The organism is Kitasatospora sp. NPDC059088, assembly GCF_042738155.1.
Lineage (GTDB): Bacteria > Actinomycetota > Actinomycetes > Streptomycetales > Streptomycetaceae > Kitasatospora.
Genome location: NZ_JBHYGR010000020.1, coordinates 55,006 through 73,381, shown reverse-complemented (window position 1 = coordinate 73,381; position 18,376 = coordinate 55,006). Strand labels below are relative to the sequence as shown.

At 72.6% G+C, this 18,376-nt stretch carries 18 protein-coding genes and 1 tRNA gene; 15 read left to right on the top strand and 4 right to left on the bottom strand.

The features are described from left to right. Nucleotides 1-6: 6 nt before the first annotated feature. Nucleotides 7-525 carry a YbhB/YbcL family Raf kinase inhibitor-like protein gene (locus ACFWXO_RS12020; RefSeq protein ID WP_375882577.1) on the bottom strand — a complete coding sequence of 173 codons (519 nt, stop codon included), beginning with the start codon at nucleotides 523-525 and terminating at the stop codon, nucleotides 7-9. A gap of 83 nt (nucleotides 526-608) precedes the next feature. On the opposite strand from ACFWXO_RS12020, the gene ACFWXO_RS12015 reads away from it, so the two are divergent. Beyond that, nucleotides 609-1,283, top strand: coding sequence for a rhomboid family intramembrane serine protease (locus ACFWXO_RS12015; RefSeq protein WP_380523422.1), 675 nt, complete (start codon nucleotides 609-611; stop codon nucleotides 1,281-1,283). 137 nt (nucleotides 1,284-1,420) lie between these two features. Continuing rightward, a complete protein-coding gene (locus ACFWXO_RS12010; RefSeq protein WP_380523421.1) occupies nucleotides 1,421-2,587 on the top strand; it encodes a hypothetical protein in 1,167 nt (388 codons plus the stop codon). Nucleotides 2,588-2,620: 33 nt separating this feature from the next. Here the strand turns inward: ACFWXO_RS12010 and ACFWXO_RS12005 are convergent, their stop codons facing one another. Continuing rightward, on the bottom strand, nucleotides 2,621-4,183 hold the full coding sequence (locus ACFWXO_RS12005; protein WP_380523420.1) for a helicase HerA-like domain-containing protein: 1,563 nt from the start codon (nucleotides 4,181-4,183) through the stop codon (nucleotides 2,621-2,623). Between the two features lie 181 nt (nucleotides 4,184-4,364). Between ACFWXO_RS12005 and ACFWXO_RS12000 the strand changes: the two genes are divergently transcribed. Together ACFWXO_RS12000 and ACFWXO_RS11995 are read left to right on the top strand one after the other, a co-directional pair. Then, nucleotides 4,365-4,661, top strand: a complete 297-nt coding sequence (locus ACFWXO_RS12000) for a type II toxin-antitoxin system VapB family antitoxin (RefSeq protein WP_014136828.1) — start codon at nucleotides 4,365-4,367, stop codon at nucleotides 4,659-4,661. Nucleotides 4,662-4,914: 253 nt separating this feature from the next. Next, nucleotides 4,915-5,586 (top strand): LytR C-terminal domain-containing protein, encoded by a 672-nt coding sequence (locus ACFWXO_RS11995; RefSeq protein ID WP_375882919.1) that lies wholly within the window; start codon nucleotides 4,915-4,917, stop codon nucleotides 5,584-5,586. Between the two features lie 77 nt (nucleotides 5,587-5,663). On the opposite strand, the gene upp is transcribed toward ACFWXO_RS11995, so the two are convergent. Beyond that, entirely contained in the window at nucleotides 5,664-6,299 is a 636-nt protein-coding gene (upp, locus tag ACFWXO_RS11990; protein WP_049650159.1) for a uracil phosphoribosyltransferase, read from the bottom strand. Nucleotides 6,300-6,461: 162 nt separating this feature from the next. On the opposite strand from upp, the gene ACFWXO_RS11985 reads away from it, so the two are divergent. The 8 genes from ACFWXO_RS11985 to ACFWXO_RS11950 all read left to right on the top strand — a co-directional run bounded on the left by ACFWXO_RS11985 (nucleotide 6,462) and on the right by ACFWXO_RS11950 (nucleotide 11,413). Then, complete coding sequence (locus ACFWXO_RS11985) at nucleotides 6,462-6,698, top strand: hypothetical protein (RefSeq protein ID WP_375882586.1); 237 nt, start codon at nucleotides 6,462-6,464, stop codon at nucleotides 6,696-6,698. A 259-nt stretch (nucleotides 6,699-6,957) separates the two neighbouring features. Beyond that, on the top strand, nucleotides 6,958-7,515 hold the full coding sequence (locus ACFWXO_RS11980) for a tRNA adenosine deaminase-associated protein (RefSeq protein WP_375882588.1): 558 nt from the start codon (nucleotides 6,958-6,960) through the stop codon (nucleotides 7,513-7,515). A gap of 50 nt (nucleotides 7,516-7,565) precedes the next feature. After that, on the top strand, nucleotides 7,566-8,093 hold the full coding sequence (gene tadA, locus ACFWXO_RS11975) for a tRNA adenosine(34) deaminase TadA (protein WP_380523418.1): 528 nt from the start codon (nucleotides 7,566-7,568) through the stop codon (nucleotides 8,091-8,093). Nucleotides 8,094-8,161: 68 nt separating this feature from the next. Further along, nucleotides 8,162-8,248: transfer RNA gene (locus ACFWXO_RS11970), tRNA-Ser, on the top strand. A 513-nt stretch (nucleotides 8,249-8,761) separates the two neighbouring features. Continuing rightward, nucleotides 8,762-8,926, top strand: a complete 165-nt coding sequence (locus ACFWXO_RS11965; RefSeq protein ID WP_188304848.1) for a hypothetical protein — start codon at nucleotides 8,762-8,764, stop codon at nucleotides 8,924-8,926. 12 nt (nucleotides 8,927-8,938) lie between these two features. Then, nucleotides 8,939-9,232, top strand: a complete 294-nt coding sequence (locus ACFWXO_RS11960; protein ID WP_375882594.1) for a Dabb family protein — start codon at nucleotides 8,939-8,941, stop codon at nucleotides 9,230-9,232. Between the two features lie 275 nt (nucleotides 9,233-9,507). Then, on the top strand, nucleotides 9,508-10,347 hold the full coding sequence (locus ACFWXO_RS11955; protein ID WP_375882921.1) for an RNA polymerase sigma factor SigF: 840 nt from the start codon (nucleotides 9,508-9,510) through the stop codon (nucleotides 10,345-10,347). Between the two features lie 145 nt (nucleotides 10,348-10,492). Next, nucleotides 10,493-11,413, top strand: coding sequence for an RNA polymerase sigma factor SigF (locus tag ACFWXO_RS11950; RefSeq protein ID WP_380396449.1), 921 nt, complete (start codon nucleotides 10,493-10,495; stop codon nucleotides 11,411-11,413). Nucleotides 11,414-11,443: 30 nt separating this feature from the next. Here ACFWXO_RS11950 and ACFWXO_RS11945 read toward each other — a convergent pair whose 3' ends face one another. Beyond that, nucleotides 11,444-12,331, bottom strand: coding sequence for a tyrosine-protein phosphatase (locus ACFWXO_RS11945; RefSeq protein WP_380523417.1), 888 nt, complete (start codon nucleotides 12,329-12,331; stop codon nucleotides 11,444-11,446). A 416-nt stretch (nucleotides 12,332-12,747) separates the two neighbouring features. Between ACFWXO_RS11945 and ACFWXO_RS11940 the strand changes: the two genes are divergently transcribed. From ACFWXO_RS11940 to ACFWXO_RS11930, 3 genes are all read left to right on the top strand, one after another. Next, nucleotides 12,748-15,120: a hypothetical protein gene (locus ACFWXO_RS11940; RefSeq protein WP_380523416.1), complete on the top strand. Its 2,373-nt coding sequence runs from the start codon at nucleotides 12,748-12,750 to the stop codon at nucleotides 15,118-15,120. Nucleotides 15,121-15,234: 114 nt separating this feature from the next. After that, nucleotides 15,235-16,749 (top strand): GT4 family glycosyltransferase PelF, encoded by a 1,515-nt coding sequence (gene pelF / locus ACFWXO_RS11935; RefSeq protein WP_375882602.1) that lies wholly within the window; start codon nucleotides 15,235-15,237, stop codon nucleotides 16,747-16,749. Nucleotides 16,750-16,822: 73 nt separating this feature from the next. Next, complete coding sequence (locus ACFWXO_RS11930; RefSeq protein ID WP_375882604.1) at nucleotides 16,823-18,376, top strand: hypothetical protein; 1,554 nt, start codon at nucleotides 16,823-16,825, stop codon at nucleotides 18,374-18,376.

Below are 18,376 nucleotides of genomic sequence, written 5' to 3'. Positions count from 1 at the left end.
CGCCGCTCAGACCCCGTACTCGCCGGTCAGCAGCGCCCGGCCCAGGGTGTGGAAGGTGAGGTGGAAGCCCACCTGGGCCGGCGGGGTGTCGGCGCCGACGTCGAGCTTCTCGACGTCCAGCGCGTGCACCGCGAACACGTACCGGTGCGGGGCGCCGGGCGGCGGGGCGGCGCCGTCGTACTGGTGGGAGGGGAAGTCGTTGCGGCCGTGGAAGGAGTCCGCGCCGGGCAGGGCGTCGTCCGAGGAACCGGCGCCGCGCGGCAGTTCGACGGTGTCGGCGGGCAGGTTCAGGGCGAGCCAGTGCCACCAGCCGGAGCCGGTCGGGGCGTCCGGGTCGTAGCAGGTGACGGCGATGCTCCGGGTGCCCTCCGGCAGGTCCGACCAGGCCAGCTGCGGCGAGAGGTTGCCGCCCGCATGGATGAACTCCCGGTCCAGCGTGGCGCCTTCGGTGAAGTCCTCGCTGCTCAGCGGGAAGGACGGCACCTGCGGCAGGAACTCGTACGGCAGCGGCGGGCGAACACTCATTGGGTGCACCTCTCACGGTCGGGATGACATCGGTCACTGTAATGGGGTGCACGACCGATCCGGCGGCCCCTACAGTCGACCTCATGGCCTCGAAACTCGCCCAGTTGCTCTCGGATTCCCGCCGCGCGCTGTTGACCATGCTCGGGATCCAGGCCGTCATCTGGACGGTCCAGGTGGTGAACTGGCTGGACGACTACGACCTGTCCAGGGAGTACGGGCTGCGCTCGGAGCGGGTGGACGACCTGCCCGAGATGTTCACCATGCCCTTCCTGCACTTCAGCTGGGACCACATCGTCTCCAACTCCTGGCCGCTGTTCGTGCTCGGCTTCCTGGCCGCCTACCGGGGCATGCGGAAGTTCCTGCTGGCGAGCCTGGTGATCACGGTCTCCGGCGGGCTGCTGGTCTGGCTGCTGGAGAGCCCGAACCACGTGACGGCCGGGGCGAGCGGCATGGTCTACGGCTACCTCGGCTACGTGGTGCTGCGCGGCGTCCTGGACCGCAACGTGCTCGACGCGGTCGTCGGCCTCGGCGTCGCCGCGGTCTACTGGACGATCCTGATCGGCGTGCTGCCGGTCTTCCCCGGCGTCAGCTGGCTGGGCCACCTCGGCGGGCTGATCGGCGGACTGGCCGCCGCCGTCCTGCTCCGCGACCGGGCCCGGTCGAAGCCGGTGCCCGCGACCCCCGCCCCGGCCGCCACCCCCGCCCCGGGCAGCCCCAACGCCGCCCTGCTCAAGGAGCTCGACGACCTGGGCCTCTAGGGTCCGGCCCGTCCGGCCCGTCCAGCCCGTCCGGCCGAGCGGGCGCCCTCGGCCGATCGGCCCCGCCAGGTATAGACCATTGCCACCCCTGCGGCTAGCGTGAACGGCGCACCTGCCCCCAGCTCCGGAGCCGCACCGTGGAGTCGTCCGTCCTCGCCTTCGCCACCGACCTGCTCGACGAGGGCGCCGACACCTTCTTCGGCAACCTCACCGACCGGGCCGGCGTCGGCGGCGTCACCCTGGCCTCCGTCTACCACGAGGCCCGTGACGTCTTCCCGCACAACCCCCGCCGGGTGATCCGCTACCTGGAGCCGGGCGCCGCCTACTTCCGCCCCGACCCGGCCCGCTGGCAGGGCCGCCGGCTGGCGCCCGTGCCGTCCACCGCGATCGGCGACCGCGACCCCTTCGCCGAGGCCGCCGCCGAGGCGGGCCGCCGCGGCCTGAAACTGCACGCCTGGACGGTCTTCTGCCACAACGACCGGCTCGGCTTCGCCCACCCCGACTGCGCCCCGGCCAACGCCTTCGGCGACCGCCACCTCACCGAGCTCTGCCCGGCCCACCCCGAGGTCCGCGAGTACGCGCTGACCCTGGTGGCGGAGCTCGCCCGCTACGGCGTGGACGCGATCCGCGCCGAGTCCCTGCACTTCCACGGCCTGCGCCACGGCTACCACCACGAGCGCTACTTCGAGGAGCTGGGCCCGACCGCCGAGGCCCTGCTCGGCGTCTGCTTCTGCCCGCACTGCCGCGCCGCCGCCACCCGCGCGGGCGTCCCGGCCGACCGGGTCGCCGACGCCGTCCGGGCCGAACTGCGGCGCCGGCTGGCCGACCGGCACGCCGCCGCCGCGCCCGCCGACCTCAGCACCCTGGCCGACGGCGCCTTCGCCGCGTACGTGGACGCCTCCGCCGCCACCGTCACCGCGCTCGCCGCCGACCTCACCGAGCAGGCCCGCCGCCACGGCATGCGGCTGAGCTTCATGGACGGCGGCGGCCCCGGCAAGGGCTGGCTGTCCGGCATCGACCTGCCCTCCCTCGCCCGGGCCACCGACCAGATCGAGACCCTCGGCTACGCCGCGACCGCGCGCGAAGTCCGGGAGAAGGTCGCCGCGTTCGCCCTGCACGGCGTCCGCCCGGAGCGGATGGCGGTGATCCTGCGCCCGATGGCCTCGGACTGCGACGGCCCGGAGAACCTCGCCGCCAAGCTCGCCGAACTGCGCCGACTCGGCGTCCCCGAGGTCGAGTTCTACCACTACGGCCTGATGCGGCTGTCCTCGCTGGACCGGATCGGCGCGGCCCTCGCCGGGTAGCGGCGCCCGGCGCCCGGCGCCCGGGGCCCGAACTCAGCGCCGCCGCTTGGACGTCCCGAACAGGCTGCGCGAGATCTCCTGCCCGAGCTGCTTCCCGGCCGAGCGGGCGAAGGACTTCACCGTCGGGTTGTTGAGCAGCGAGCCCAGCAGCCCGCCCGCCCCCTGGGGTTCCTCCCGCCGCGGAGCGGGCGCGGGCGCGGGTTCGGGCTCCGCCGGCCCGACCGGTGCCGCGTCCGGCCGGGGCGCCCGGGCCGCCAGCTTCTCGTACGCGGACTCCCGGTCGATCGCGTCCCGGTAGCGCGCCGTCAACGGCGAGGCGTCCACGGCCGCCTGGAGCGCCCCCGGCTCGATCGGCCCCATCAGCGAGCGGGGCGCCCGCAGCCTGGTCGCCGCGACCGGCGTCGGCGCGCCCTTCTCGGAGAGCACGGTCACCACGGCCTCGCCGGTGCCCAGCGAGGTGAGCACCGTCGCGAGGTCGTAGGTGGACCGGGGGAAGGTGGAGACGGTGGCCTTGAGCGCCTTGGCGTCGTCCGGGGTGAAGGCGCGCAGCGCGTGCTGCACCCGGTTGCCCAGCTGGGCGAGCACCTCGGCGGGGACGTCCCGCGGCGTCTGGGTCACGAAGAAGATGCCCACGCCCTTGGAGCGGATCAGCCGCACGGTCTGGGTGATCGCCTCCAGGAAGGCCTTGGAGGCGCCCTTGAACAGCAGGTGCGCCTCGTCGAAGAAGAACACCAGCTTGGGCCGGTCGAGGTCGCCGACCTCGGGCAGCTCCTGGTAGAGGTCGGCGAGCAGCCACATCAGGAAGGTGGAGAACAGCCGTGGCCGGTCCTGCACGGCGGGCAGTTCCAGCACCGAGACGACGCCCCTGCCGTCCGCGGTGGTGCGCAGCAGCTCGGCGGTGTCGAACTCGGGCTCGCCGAAGAACGCCCCGGCGCCCTCGTTCTCCAGCACGGTCAGCGCCCGCAGGATCACCCCGGCGGTGGCGGCGGAGAGGCCGCCGATGGTGCGCAGCTCCTCCTTGCCCTCGGGCGAGGTGAGGTGGCCGATGACGGCGGTGAGGTCCTTGAGGTCGTAGAGCTCCAGGCCGTTGCGGTCGGCGTAGTGGAACACCAGGCTGAGCGAGGACTCCTGGGTCTCGTTCAGGTCCAGCACCTTGGACAGCAGCAGCGGGCCGAAGCTGGTGACGGTGGCCCGGATCGGGATGCCGGCGCCCTGCCCGCCGAGCGAGTGGAAGTCGACCGGGCAGCCCAGCGGCGTCCAGTCCTGTCCGACCTCGGCGGCGCGGGCGGCGGTGCGCTCGCCGGGCGTGCCGGGTGCGGCGATGCCGGAGACGTCCCCCTTGATGTCGGCGAGGAACACCGGCACGCCCTGGGCGGAGAGCTGTTCGGCGATCAGCTGGAGGGTCTTGGTCTTCCCGGTGCCGGTGGCCCCGGCGACCAGTCCGTGCCGGTTGAGGACCGCGAGCGGGACGCGCACCTGCGCGTCGGGGTAGGCGGTGCCGTCCAGCAGCACCGCGCCGAGGTCGAGGGCGGGCCCGGTGAAGGCGTACCCGTCGGCGATCTCCCGGACGGTCGTCGGGGTGGGGGCGGAGTCCATCGGTGCACGCTCCTGGACGGGATCGGCGGTCGGAAGCCGGGCCTGAACCCGGCCGGGACCGGGCGATGTTCGCGACATTTCCCATCAAACAGCCGCAATCGCCCCCGCGCAGCTCGCACCGGTGCGCGTGGCGGAGGCACGGCTGCTGCGCCGTGCGCCGTCCGAACGGTAGGCTTTCCGTGTGATCTTCAAGCGCATCGGCAATGGGCGGCCGTACCCGGATCACGGCCGGACGAGCACCCGACAGTGGGCTGACGTCGCCCCACGCCCGGTGCGGCTCGACCAGCTGGTGACCACCAAGGGCCAGCTCGACCTGGAAACCCTGCTGGCCGAGGACTCGACCTTCTACGGCGACCTCTTCGCCCACGTGGTCAAGTGGCGCGGCGACCTCTACCTGGAGGACGGGCTGCACCGGGCCGTACGGGCCGCGCTGCAGCAGCGCCAGGTGCTGCACGCCCGTGTCCTGGAAATGGACTGACGGCCGCACTCCGCCGACTCCGGACCGCCCCCTCGCCACCCGGCGGAGGGCGGTCCGCGCGTACCCGGGTACCCCCTTTCGGGTACCGGGGTACTCCAGATGATGATCGTTTAGTACCTTCACAGCTGTCCGGCACTACGCTGCTGACTACGGCCGCGACCAGGGGATCCGCCCGCTCCCGGAGGACCCCCCGCCCTGGCCCACCCGTCATCCCGACCCCGCCCCGGCACGAGGGGGAGACAGACCCGTGAGCATGTTGACTCCCCAAGGCCTCAAGGGGAAGCAGTACCGCGTCACCGGCAACGCCTACCCGCGGCTGGGCCGGCCCCCGAAGAAGAGTCGCAAGGTGATCGCCGCACTCGCGGCCCTGCTCGCCCTGGCCCTGATCGGCCTCGGCGGCGTCCAGCTGTACGACATCTTCCGCGGCAAGGACAGGAACGCCTCCGCCCAGGCCTGCGCCACCCCGTCCGGGAAGCCGCTGGCCGCCCCGACGGCGGGCGCCACCCCGGGCGCCCCCGCGGCCTCCGGCGCGCCGGTCGACCCGCACGCCGTCCCGCAGCCCTCGGCCGTCACGGTGAACGTCTACAACGCCACCACCAAGGCCGGCCTGGCCGGACGGACCGCCGACGAGCTCAAGAAGCGCGGCTTCACCATCGGCAAGGTCGGCAACGCCCCCGCCGAGCTGGACAAGAAGGTGCCCGGCACCGCCCAGGTGATCGCCGGCCCGACCGGCGTCGCGGCCGGCACCCTGGTGGGCTCCCAGATCGCCGGGGCCAGCGTGACCGCCGACGCCCGTACCGACACCAGCGTGGACTTCGTGATCGGCGACAGCTACAACGCCCTGCTGGACGAGACCCAGGCGGCCGCGGCCCTCGCCCTGGCCGTCAAGCCCTCCCCCACCCCGAGCGCCACCGGCAGCTGCTGAGGCGCGGCACAGGAACCAGGAGAGCCCCCCGGCAGACGCAGTGCCGGGGGGCTCTCGGACGTTCGGAGGGGGGTCGCTCAGCCGGCCGTGCCGTACAGCCGGTCGCCCGCGTCGCCCAGGCCGGGGACGATGTAGCCGTTCTCGTTCAGCCGCTCGTCCACGGCGGCGGTGACGACGGTGACCGGCAGGCCGGCCAGCTCGCGCTCCATCACCTCGACGCCCTCCGGCGCGGCCAGCAGCACCACGGCGGTGACGTCGGTGGCACCGCGCTCGATCAGCATCCTGATCGCGGCGACCAGGGTGCCGCCGGTGGCCAGCATCGGGTCGAGCACGTAGACCTGGCGGCCGGAGAGGTCGTCGGGCATCCGGGTGGCGTACGTGGAGGCCTCCAGGGTCTCCTCGTTGCGCACCATGCCGAGGAAGCCGACCTCGGCGGTCGGCAGCAGGCGGGTCATCCCGTCCAGCATGCCGAGGCCGGCCCGCAGGATCGGGACGACCAGCGGGCGCGGGTAGCTGAGCCGGGTGCCGAGGGTGACCGCCACGGGCGTGGTGATCTCCACCTCGTCGGTGCGGACGTCCCGGGTGGCCTCGTAGGCGAGGAGGGTCACCAGCTCGTCGGTCAGGCGACGGAAGGTCGGCGAGTCGGTGCGCTCGTCGCGCAGGGTGGAGAGCTTGTGGGCGACCAGGGGGTGGTCGACGACGTGGAGACGCATGTACCGAGGTTAGCCCGGTCCTGGACGCCTGTACGACACGCCGTGCCAGGCCGTCGACCGGCGGCGGTCACCTTCCGGTGACACGCCGTGACGTGCCAGGAATGTCCGGACGGAACCGGCTCCTGTGGTATCAACCCGGCCGTTCTGGGAATGTCACGTCTTATGACGAGCAACCCGAGGGCCGGGGACGGCTCGGCCGACGAGCCCGTCGACGGGCCGGCCCTTCGCGCCGGCCCGCCGCAGGAGCCCCCGGAGACCGAGACGGAGCGCCGCAAGCGGCGGGCCGTCTTCCTGCGCGAACTCGCCGAGGCCCGCGAGTTGAGGGAGCGCGTCCAGCCCCGGCGGACCAAGGAACGGCGGATGCGCGAAGCGATGCGGATGCGCACCTTCCGGATCTGACCACCCCCACCGCCGCCCCACCGCGGCCCCACCGGGCGGTCCGGCCGAAATTCGACCGGCTTCGGACGGCCCCGGCCCGGCTCCTCCCCGCACCGCCCGGCCCTTCCGACACGACCTGCAAAGACGCGCTGCCGAACACCCCCCGCGAGGGCGGGCTTTCTGTCACGATTCCGATGGGACGGTCCGAACAAGCGGACCGCCTCTGGCGCGGGGGCGGCCAGAATTCCGCGCCGCCCGAGCGCGCCGACAGCCGAGACCGATGATCTTGGGAGTGTCCCTGGTGGCGTACTTCGCTGCAGTGCTTGCTCGCTCCGAGGACGGGTGGGACGTGAGCGAGACGGAGCTCGACGACGTCGAAACCCTGGCCGATCTGGCCGATCTGGCCCGCGCCTGCGCGCAGGACGACGACAGCGTCCTGATCTTCATCGAACAGGAGGACTCGTGGTTCGCCATCGTCCGGGTGGACGGTGAGGACGACCCGCGGATCTTCGTGTCGGACGGCGCCGCCGCCGCCCGCAGCTCCTACGGCTCCGTCCTCACCGACGAACTGGTCGACCAGGCCGGCGAGAGCGAGTTCGGCGACCTGGACCACCTGCTGGACGAGGACGCGGAGACCGAGGAGCAGGACGACGAGGACGCGGACGCCCACGGCGGCGTCCCGGTCGGCCCGCTCGGCGACGCCCACCTGCTGACCGAGTTCGGCCTGGCCGCCGACGCCCTGCTCTCCCTCAGCGGCGAGGGCGCGGTGCCGGGCGACGCCCTGGAGGAGATCGCCGAGGCCCTGGGCTGCGGCGAGGTCCTGGAAGCGGTCCGGTAGCGGCACCGGTCGCACCGGTGTCCGCCACCGGATGCCCGACACTGGATGCCATGCAGCCCGCATCCACCCCGCTGACCGTCCCGTACGTCCCCCCGCTGCCCGCCCCCGTCCGCCCCGACCCGGTCCGCGACCGCTGGGCGGCGCCGATGCGCCTCGCCATCGCCGAGGCCGCCCTGGCGCCGGCCACCGGGGACGTCCCGGTCGGGGCGCTCGTCCTGGGCCCGGACGGCGAGGTGATCGGGCGCGGCCACAACGAGCGCGAGGCGGTCGGCGACCCGACCGCGCACGCCGAGGTGGTCGCGATCCGGCAGGCCGCCGAACGGGTCGGGGAGTGGCGGCTCAGCGGCTGCACCCTGGTGGTCACCCTGGAGCCGTGCACGATGTGCGCCGGCGCCATCGTGCTGTCCCGGATCGACCGGGTGGTCTACGGCGCCCTCGACGAGAAGGCCGGCGCGGCCGGCTCGCTCTTCGACGTGATGCGCGACCGCCGGCTCAACCACCGGCCCGAGGTGATCTGGGGCGTGCTCGCCGAGGAGTGCGGCGAGCAGCTGCGCTCCTTCTTCGACACCCACCGCTGAGCCGCCCGGCGACGGCCCGCCCGGTAAGGATTTCGTGACCGCGCCACCCGTCCGGTAGAGTTCCCCTCGGTAGCGTGTCCGAGCGGCCAAAGGAGCACGCCTCGAAAGCGTGTGTGGGGGCAACTCCACCGTGGGTTCGAATCCCACCGCTACCGCTCGAAAGCCCGAGGGCCCGTCCGATCACGGACGGGCCCTCGGCGTTTGCGCGCCCCGGCCCGTTCGCGGCCCGCTCGCGCGCTCCGGACGGCGGCGGGGCGCCACCTGACGCGGGAAAGGCTCCCGGACGCGGAGAAGGCTCCGCACTCCGGGCCGATGACCACCATTGCCCGGCTCGTACGGAGCCTTGGAGGGGGAGCGGCTCGGGGGGACTGACCGCTCCCCCGGCGGAGTCCCACAACCGGGGCCGCGAGGGGGGAAGCCGCGACCACCGGTCCCACAGCGGGGGCTCCGGATCCACGTGCCGGGGATTCCTGCCAGATCCTCGGCACGTCATCCATCCTGCCGCCCGGCCCCGGCCCGGGCATCCGGAGAAAGGCCCCACTCGCGGGGACCTTCGTCCCGCCGGGCGAACGCGTCGCACACTTGATAGCCCGTCCGGTGGATAAGCTGCCGTGCAGGGCTGCTCGGGGACCGGATGACGGCGGCCCACCGCAGGGAGGAAGGTCACGATGGCGCAGGCGAAGAAGATCGGCATGGCCCTCCTGCTCATCTTCGTGCTCTACTCGATCATCACCTCACCGGCCCGGTCAGCCGAACTCGTCCAGCTGGGCTTCGAGGGCATCTCGAACGCGGCCAAGGCGGTCGGCACCTTCATGACCGGTCTGATCAAGTAAGGAGCGGCAATCGTGATCCGCCACCTGGTCCTGTTCAAGCTCGACGAAGGCGTCGCCAAGGACGAGCAGCGCGTGCTCGCCGCCGCCAAGGCGTTCGAGGAGCTCGGCGCACTGGTCCCCGAGCTGCGCGAGTGGGAGTGCGGCTGGAACACCACCGAGCGCGACATCGCGTACGACTACGCGATCAACAGCCTGGTCGAGGACCGCACGGCCCTCCAGGCCTACCTGACCCACCCCGCGCACCAGGCCGCGGCCGGCCTGTGGCGCGAGTTCGCGACCTGGGTGATCGCCGACATCGAGGTCTGACCCCCGCCGCCGTCCCCCGGACGGCCCGCGCCCGCCCCGCCCGGCTCCCGGGCGGGGCGTCTCCGTCTGCCCCGGAACAACCCTTGCGGCGCCTCGCCGACCGGGTGGCCACCGGCCGCGCAGCCCACCAACACACCTCCACCGGGTGCTTGCCCGACCTGCGCCCACCTTGTGATGCTATGACCGGTTTTGCCGGACATGGCGAGGTACCGAACCAGCCGCGACACACGATCCGCAGGGCCCACCGTTGTCGATTTGGGAGGGGGGACGTGTCCGTGGACGAGGTGTTGGCCGCGATCATCAGTCCGGCCGGCGAGCTCCGCCCGGACGGGCTCCGCGGCCCCGGCGGTCGCCCCGCCGTGGACGTCCGGACGCTCACCCGGGTGCTGTTCGAGCGGCTCACCGAGCTGCCCCCCGACGCCCCCGAACGGGAACGGGTCCGGGCCGCCCTGATCGAGGTGAACATCCCCCTGGTCCGCTACGCCGCCACCCGCTTCCGCAGCCGCAGCGAGCCGATGGAGGACGTCGTCCAGGTCGGCACCATCGGCCTGATCAACGCGATCGACCGCTTCGACCCGACCCGGGGCGTCCAGTTCCCCACCTACGCGCTGCCGACCATCCTGGGCGAGATCAAGCGCTACTTCCGGGACAACGTCCGCACCATGCACGTCCCACGCCGGCTCCAGGAGCTCTGGGTCCAGGTCAGCGGCGCCATGGAGGAGCTGACGGTGCTGCACGGGCGGGCCCCCAAGGTGCCGGAGATCGCCGCCAGCCTCCGGATCCCCGAGGAGGACGTCCGGGCCTGCCTGGACGCCGGGCGCGCCTACAACGCCGCCTCGCTGGAGGCCGCCCAGGAGCACGAGGGCGGACTCGCCCTGCTGGACCGGCTCGGCTACGAGGACGCCGCGCTGGCCGAGGTCGAGCACCGCGACATGGTGCGCCACCTGCTGGTCCAACTCCCCGAGCGGGAGCGGCGGATCGTGATGCTGCGGTTCTTCGCCAACCTCACCCAGTCGCAGATCAGCACCGAACTGGGGATGTCCCAGATGCACGTCTCCCGGCTGCTCTCACGGATCCTGACCAGGCTTCGGACCGGCAACTCCTGGGAAGAGTGAGATTGCAGCGCGTTACCCCGGCGTGACATCTTGCGACGTTCGGGTTTGCCGTGCACCGTGTTCCGGTATGCAGGGGGTTGGGCCCCCGCCGGGAACCTCCGTGCGACGGCCCCCGTTCAACTGTCAGTCACGAGGGGGTGGGTGCATGTCCGGAGAGCTGGGCACTGCGGAGATCCACGCTGGTCAGGCCGAGGGTACGGCGGTCGCCGGGGACCGGATCCCGCTCCAACGGGCCACGTCCCCCGCGAGGCCCGGCCCGGGAGCGCCCGGCGCCGGGGCCGCCGGCGCGGCACCGCCCGGCTCCGGGCTGGACACCCGGACGCTCTCCCGTTCGCTCTTCCTGCGGCTGGCCGCACTGGAGCCCGGCAGCGCGGAGCACACCTACGTCCGCGACACCCTGATCGAGCTCAACCTGCCGCTGGTCCGGTACGCCTCGGCGCGCTTCCGCAGCCGCAACGAGCCGATGGAGGACATCGTCCAGGTCGGCACCATCGGCCTGATCAAGGCGATCGACCGCTTCGACCCGGAACGCGGGGTGGAGTTCCCCACCTTCGCGATGCCCACCGTGGTCGGCGAGATCAAGCGCTTCTTCCGGGACACCAGCTGGTCGGTCCGGGTGCCGCGACGGCTCCAGGAGCTGCGGCTGGCGCTCACCAAGGCCGGCGACGAACTGTCCCAGCGGCTGGACCGCTCCCCCACCGTCGCCGAACTGGCCGCCTGCCTCGGGGTCAGCGAGGAGGACGTGGTCGAGGGCCTCGCGGTGGGCAACGCCTACACCGCCTCCTCCTTGGACTCCAGCCCCGGCGAGGAGGACAGCGAGGGGCCGCTGGCCGAGCGGCTCGGCTACGAGGACCTCGCGCTGGAGGGCGTGGAGTACCGGGAGTCGCTCAAGCCGCTGCTGGCCAAGCTGCCGCCGCGCGAGCGCCGGATCATCATGCTGCGGTTCTTCGGCAACCTCACCCAGTCGCAGATCGGCGAGGAGATCGGGATCTCCCAGATGCACGTCTCCCGCCTGCTCACCCGGACGCTGACCCAGCTCCGCGCGGGGCTCATCAACGAAGGCTGAAACGAGGGCTGACCGCCGACGGCGGCGGGTTCAACTTCCGTCGCCGTCGAGCAGGTTGGCGCGCAGCCCGGCCAGCACCCGGTCGTCCAGCCCGAGCCCCTCGCGCCAGAACGCGGCGAAGTCGCCCCAGCCGGACGCGACCTCCGCGAAGGCCGCGTCCAGGTAGTCGCGCTCGGCCCGGAAGACCGGCAGCAGGAGCTCGGGCTCGCGCATCAGGCCGCGGCCGGCGAAGTCCGCCAGCACCAGCTCGACCACGGCCGCGACCCGCTCGTTGGTGAGCAGGTAGTCGGCGAGCACGGTCTCGCGGTCCACACCCAGCGCGGTCAGCAGCAGCGCCGCGGCCCAGCCGGTGCGGTCCTTGCCCGCCGAGCAGTGGAACAGCAGCGGCACGCCGTCCGGGGCGGCCAGCAGCCGCAGCAGGGCGGCGAAGGTCTCGCGGGCCTCCCGGTCGGTGACGAACCAGCGGTAGAGGCCGGTCATCATGGCGGCCGCCCGGCCGTCGCCGAGCAGGGCGCGCTGCTTGTCCGGGCTGCGCTCCGCCAGGGCGCCGCGCAGCGTCGCGTGGATGTCGAAGTCTGTTGCCAGCAGCGGGAGATGGTGCGCCGTCACACCGCCCGGCAGGATGTCCGGACCGGCCTCGCGGACCTCGTCGGCGCTGCGCAGGTCGACCACCGCGCGCAGGCCGAGCGCGCCCAGCGGGTCGAGGTCCTCGGCGGTGACACGGTTCAGACCATCGCTGCGCAGGACCATGCCGGCCCGCAGCACCCCTCCGCCGGCCGTCCGGTACCCGCCCAGATCGCGGGCGTTGACCGCACCGCGCAGCCCGAGACTGCGGCCGACCAGGATGGTTCCGGCGGGCTCCGGGCGCGCATTCCGTGCGTCCCCGATTCGCTCGGACGCGATCTGACGATCGACCACCCGCGACCTCCATTGCATATTCGGACTGTCACATGGCACAGCGGCGCCCGATATTGCATGAACCTGCCCATTGGAGCGGCAGGATGTGCAAGAGTGTCATGCGCAACGACGACAGTGTAGGTGCCGCACGGGGCCGTGCGAGGCGCACAGTCGGTAACCAGCTGTAGCAGTCGGCTTCCGGTTTTTCATTTTCAATTCATTATTTGCGCGAGCGGTCCGGTTACGGTCACAATCAGCGCCTCCATGGCTTCACCATGAACGTTGGTAACAGGTTCGCTGCACTATCGCCCAATTGGTCCCCCGGACTGCCGACCCTCGACCAGGATGGGCGCCGGGCAGCCTGCTGCCCGCGAACAGCTACACGGGCAGGCGAGCGCCGAAGCAGCGCGGCGCCTGACCCAAGGGGAGGATCAGACATGGGTCGAGCGACCCGAAGAGTCGCCGCTTGCGCAGCGGCAGTTCTGCTGGCCAGCGGCCTGCAGACCACCCTGGCCCACGGCGACACCACGCCGCCCAGGATCGACCTCACGATCCTGGTCATCGACGACGGAGGCCCGTCGGTCGCCGCGATCACCGCCGAGCTCAAGAGCCAGGGCACGCCCTACAAGGTCGTCAGCCTCAATGACACCAACCGCCCCGTCATCAACGCCGCTTTCCTGAGCGACACGGTGAACGGGCTCCCCCGGGGCAAGTACCAGGGCATCGTGCTGCCCAACGAAAACCCCTTCCCGAACAGCGCCGCCGAGATGACCGCGATCGCCACCTACGAAGCGGCTTTCAACGTCCGGCAGATCGACGCCTACACCTGGGCCAGCCCGGCCGTCGGCCTGAACTACGCCCAGAATCCGGGATTCGTCGGGACCCTCGACGGATTCCAGGCCGCCACCACCACGGCCGGAACTTCGGGCCCGTTCGGGTACCTCAAGGGCAGCGTCCCGTTCGAGGACAACGACCCGAAGGTCAGCGAGAGCTACGGCTACCTGGCGACCCCACTCGCCAACCTGCCGTCCGGCGCCTCCTTCGTCCCGCTGGTCGACGCGGCGATACCCGACTCGACCAGCCGCGGTTCGCTGGTCGGTGAGTACACCCACGACGGCCGCAAGGAACTGGTCGTCACCTTCGTCTACAACCAGTACCAGCAGCAGTACCGGCTGCTGGCCCGAGGCATGGTCGACTGGATCACCCAGGGCGTCCACCTCGGTTACGACCGCAACTACTTCGCCACCCACGTCGACGACGTGTTCCTGGCCGACGACCGCTGGGACACCGCGCTCAAGTGCACCCCCGGCGACGTCACCTGCCCGCCCGGCACCCCGGACACCGCCAACCCGATCCGGATGACCCCCGCCGACGCGCAGTACCTCAAGCAGTGGCAGACCGCCAACAACTTCACCCTGGACATGGTGTTCAACGGTGGCGGCAGCGAGGACTGGAAGTCCGACCACCAGACCACGGTGGACCCGACCGCCACCCAGATGATCACCGACCAGACCAGCTACCGCTGGGTCAACCACACCTACACCCACCCCTACCTGGGCTGCGTGCAGGACGTCTCGGTGGTCCCGTGGAAGTGCACCAAGGACGCGTCCGGCAACACCGTCTGGACCGACCAGAACACCATCTCCACCCAGATCAAGCAGAACTTCGACTGGGCCGCCACCAACGGCCTCAAGGTCGACCCGCAGGTGCTCGTCACCGGTGAGCACTCCGGTCTGCTCACCGCCCCGCAGGAGACCAGCGACAACCCGAACCTGGCGCCGGCGCTGGTCGCCAACGGCATCAAGTTCACCGGCAGCGACGCCTCCCGCGAGCCCGCCCAGCGGGCCGTCGGCTCGTCCACGCTGACCGTGCCGCGGTACCCGATGAACGTCTTCTACAACGCCGGTTCGGCGAAGGAGGAGGCCGACGAGTACAACTGGATCTACACCAGCAAGGCCAACGGCGGCAGCGGCGTCTGCGAGAACAACGCCAACTCCACCTGCCTGCCCGCGCCGCTGGACACCACCACCGGCTACCAGTCGTACATCGTGCCGCTGGAGGCCCGGATCGACCTCGGCCACGTGCTGAGCAACGACCCGCGCCCGCACTTCGTGCACCAGTCGAACCTCTCCGAGGACCGCATCCTGTACCCGGTGCTGGAGAAGATCCTCGGCACCTACCGCTCGCTGTACGCCGACAACGCCCCGATCGTGAACCTCGGCGAGCGCGAGATCGGCCAGGAGTTCCAGAAGCGCGCGGCCTGGGACAAGGCGGTCGCCGCCGGCCAGGTCACCGCCTACAAGATCGGCAACACCGTCACGGTCAACGCGCCCGCCGGTGTTCAGGTCCAGGCCACCATGCCGACCGGAACTGCTCAGAAGATGGCCATCGGAACGGCCGCCTTCGGTTCGTCCTACGCCGGTACGCTCTCCGGTTGGGCGTCCCCGGGCGCCCTGCAGAGCGGCATCACCCTGCAGCTCCCGTCCGGCAGTGCGCCGGCCGCCCCGGCCGCCGTCGCCCCGAACGTGGCCGCCAAGTCCGTCCCGGCACCGGCGCCGACGGACAAGAAGGTCGTGCCGCAGGGCGTCGCCACCCCGGTCCCGGCCGGCCCGGGCGACGTCACCCGCAAGCCCGCCCAGTCCCTCGTCCCCGGCAGCGGCACCCCGGTGCCCGGCAAGGACGTCGTCCAGGGCGCGAAGACCCAGGGCAACGGTGCCCCGGCCGGTAACGGCCAGAACGGCTCCGGCAAGGCCTCTGGGGGGACGGCCTCGCACGGCACCACCACCACCGGACGCCCCGGCAACCGGTAATCCGTAGCACCCCGTGGCGGGGTCGGGCCGGTCGCCTGGCCCGGCCCCGCCACGGCTCCCGCTCCGGCCACCCAGGCCGGACAACCGACGCAAGAACAGGAGGGGGGACAGGAGATGCGCGTCACCCTGCTCACCGAGGGGACGTACCCGCACCAGCACGGCGGCGTGAGCGTCTGGTGCGACCAGCTCGTCCAGGGCATGCCGGACGTCGACTTCGACGTCATCGCCGTCACCGGAACCGGCCAGGAACCGCTGGCCTGGGAGCTGCCCGCCAACGTACGGTCGGTCACCACCGCACCGCTGTGGGGCCCGGCCTCCGAGGCCCGGGCGCCGCGCGGCAAGGAGATGCGCCGCTTCCTCAACGCGTACGAGCGCTTCCTGCACTCCATCCTCGACCCGGTCTACACCACCCACTTCGGCACCGAGCTGTACGGCTTCGCCGACCTCGCCCGGCGCGGGCTGCTCAGCCCGGCGCTGCGCAGCGAGCGCGCCCTGCGCACCCTCCAGCACGTGTGGACCCGCGACTACCTGCCCACCGCGGTCTCCCGGCCCACCCTGCACGACGCGTTGAACGCCACCGACCTCCTGGAGCACGCGCTGCGGCCGCTCTCGGTCGACCCGCCCACCGACGGCGTCGCCCACGCGGCCAGCGGCGGACTCGCCACCCTGCCCGGGCTGATCGCCGCCCAGCAGTACGGCGTACCGTTCCTGCTCACCGAGCACGGCATCTACCTGCGCGAGCGCTACCTCGGCTACCGCACCGGCCCGTACCGCTGGCCGGTCAAGGCCCTGCTGCTCGGCTTCTACCGGATGCTCGCCGAGGAGAGCTACCGGCAGGCCGCGCTGGTCACCCCCGGCAACCGGTACAACCGGCGCTGGGAGGAGCGCGGCGGCACCCCGTCCCACCACATCCGCACCGTCTACAACGGCGTGGACCCGGCCGCCTTCCCGCCCGCCGGGCCGGAACCCGAGACGCCGACCCTCAGCTGGGCCGGCCGGGTCGACCCGATCAAGGACCTGGAGACGCTGATCCGGGCCTTCGCCATCGTCCACCAGGAGATCCCCGAGGCGCGGCTGCGGCTCTTCGGGGGCACCCCCAAGGGCGGCGAGGCGTACCGGGACGGCTGCATAGCCCTGGCCGCCGAGCTCGGCATCGCCGACTCGGTGGCCTTCGAGGGCCGCGTCGCCGACATCACCGACGCGTACGCGGCGGGCAACGTGGTGATGCTCTCCAGCATCAGCGAGGGCTTCCCGTTCACCCTGATCGAGGCCATGTCCTGCGGCCGCGCCACCGTCTCCACCGACGTCGGCGGCGTGCGCGAGGCGGTCGGCGACACCGGACTGGTCGTCCCGCCGCGCGAGCCCGAGCCGATGGCGGCCGCCGCGATCGAGCTGCTGCGCGACCCCGCGCGGCGCGCCCGGCTCGGCGAGGGCGCCCGACTGCGGGTCATCGAGCAGTTCACGCTCCGCCAGAACATCGACGGCTTCCGGGGCATCTACACCGAACTCCTGGGCACCGCCCGCTGGATGCCCGGCGGCATGGTCGCCGTCACCGACGCCGTCCCCAGCCCGGACTGGGACCAGCAGCTGGCCGCCGCCCGCCCCGAGCCCAGCGAGGTGGGCGCGTGAACGAGCGAAGCGAGCGAACCATCAGCAGGTGCGGGTTCCGCGAAGCGGCCGCCGAGCCCAGCGAGGTGGGGGCATGAGCGGTCCCATCCGCCTGGTCCCCGACGAGGGCGGCGCGGAGCGGACGATGCAGCTGCGCACCCTGCCGTTGAAGCTCCGCCGCCCCGCACCGTCGGCCGAGCCCGACCCCGCCGAACAGCTCGGCCTCTCCGACGACCCGCTGGACGAACTGGCCGAGCGCCTGCGCGACGTCTGCGCCGACGCCGTCCACCCGTACGAGATCGCGGCCTTCCTGGAGTCCGACGGCCTCTCCGACGAGCAGGCCGCGCTGCTGTACGGCCGCCCCGACGCGTTCACCGTCGCCGAGGAGCTGTTCGAGAAGGTCGAGCGCCGCTACCCCGGCCCGAGCTCCGAGTTCGCCAACCCCTGGCGGGCCGATCCCTGGCGCTGCGTGGTGCGCGGCCTGGTGTTCGCCCTGCCCGGGCTCGGCTACCTGCTCGGTGCCAACCTGTTCGCGACCACCCGGATGCGCTTCGGCCTGCCCTCGGGCATGCTCGCGCTGTCCATCGCCACGCTGGTCAGCTGGGGCTTCAACCAGGCCCTGGCGCACCGCGCGTACCGCTGGCTGAGCCGGCTGCGCCGCCGGGACGCCGCGGTCTGCCTGGCCGTCGGCGCGCCGGTCGGCGCGCTGCTGGCCGCCGCGTCCGCGTACGTGGTCGGCGGTCCGCTCGGCGCCCTGTGGTTCGCCGCGGGCCAGTCCTGCTACCTGGCGGCCGCCACCGCGCTGCTGGTGCTCGGGCGGGAGAAGTTCCTGCTGCTCGCGCTCGCCCCGGCCTCGGTCGGCGCGGGCGTGGTGCTGGCGGTCGACGTCCCGGAGCTGGTCCGGACGGTCGTGCTGCTCGCCTCGGTGGTGCTCGCGGTCGGCCTGGCCGTCCGGGAGCTGCTGGTCGCGGCCCGCGGCGGCGAACGGGACGGCGTGGAGCTGAGGCTGCCGATCCGCCAGGAGGTCCCGCACCTGCTGTTCGGCCTGGCCTGCGGTGCGCTGACGCTGATCGCCGGGCTCGGCGAGACCATCCACCAGGCCGTCCGGACCGCCGGCCCCGCGGTGCACGCCGCGGCCCAGGGCGCGCACGCCGTGCACGAGGTGCGGACCACCCCGACCGGCCCGGCCATGATCGCCCTGACGCTCAGCCTGGGCCTCGCCGAGTGGCTGCTGTTCCGCTACCGGGCGATGGCCGTGGCCGCGCTGCGCACCAGCCACACCACCGGGCAGTTCACCCGCCGCACCGGCGGGATCCTGCTCGGCTGCCTGTTCATCTACCTCACCACCGTGGCCGCGCTGGACGCCGCCGCGACCGTGCTGTGGCCGGGCGCCCCGTCGCTCGGCGTGCCGCAGCTCGGCGCGATGCTGCTCCTGGGCGGCTCGCTCTGGCTGGCGCTGCTGCTGAACGCCTTCGGGTTCAGCTGGAGCACCGCCCTCATCTGTCTGGCCGCCGCGATCGCCGAGAGCGTCGGGCTGCTGACCGGTGCGGACCCGATCGTCCTGCAGCTGATCGGCTGCGGGGCGGCCGCCCTCGTCCTCACCGCAACCGCCGGGCCCGCGCTCGGCCGCACCACCCAACACCGCTGA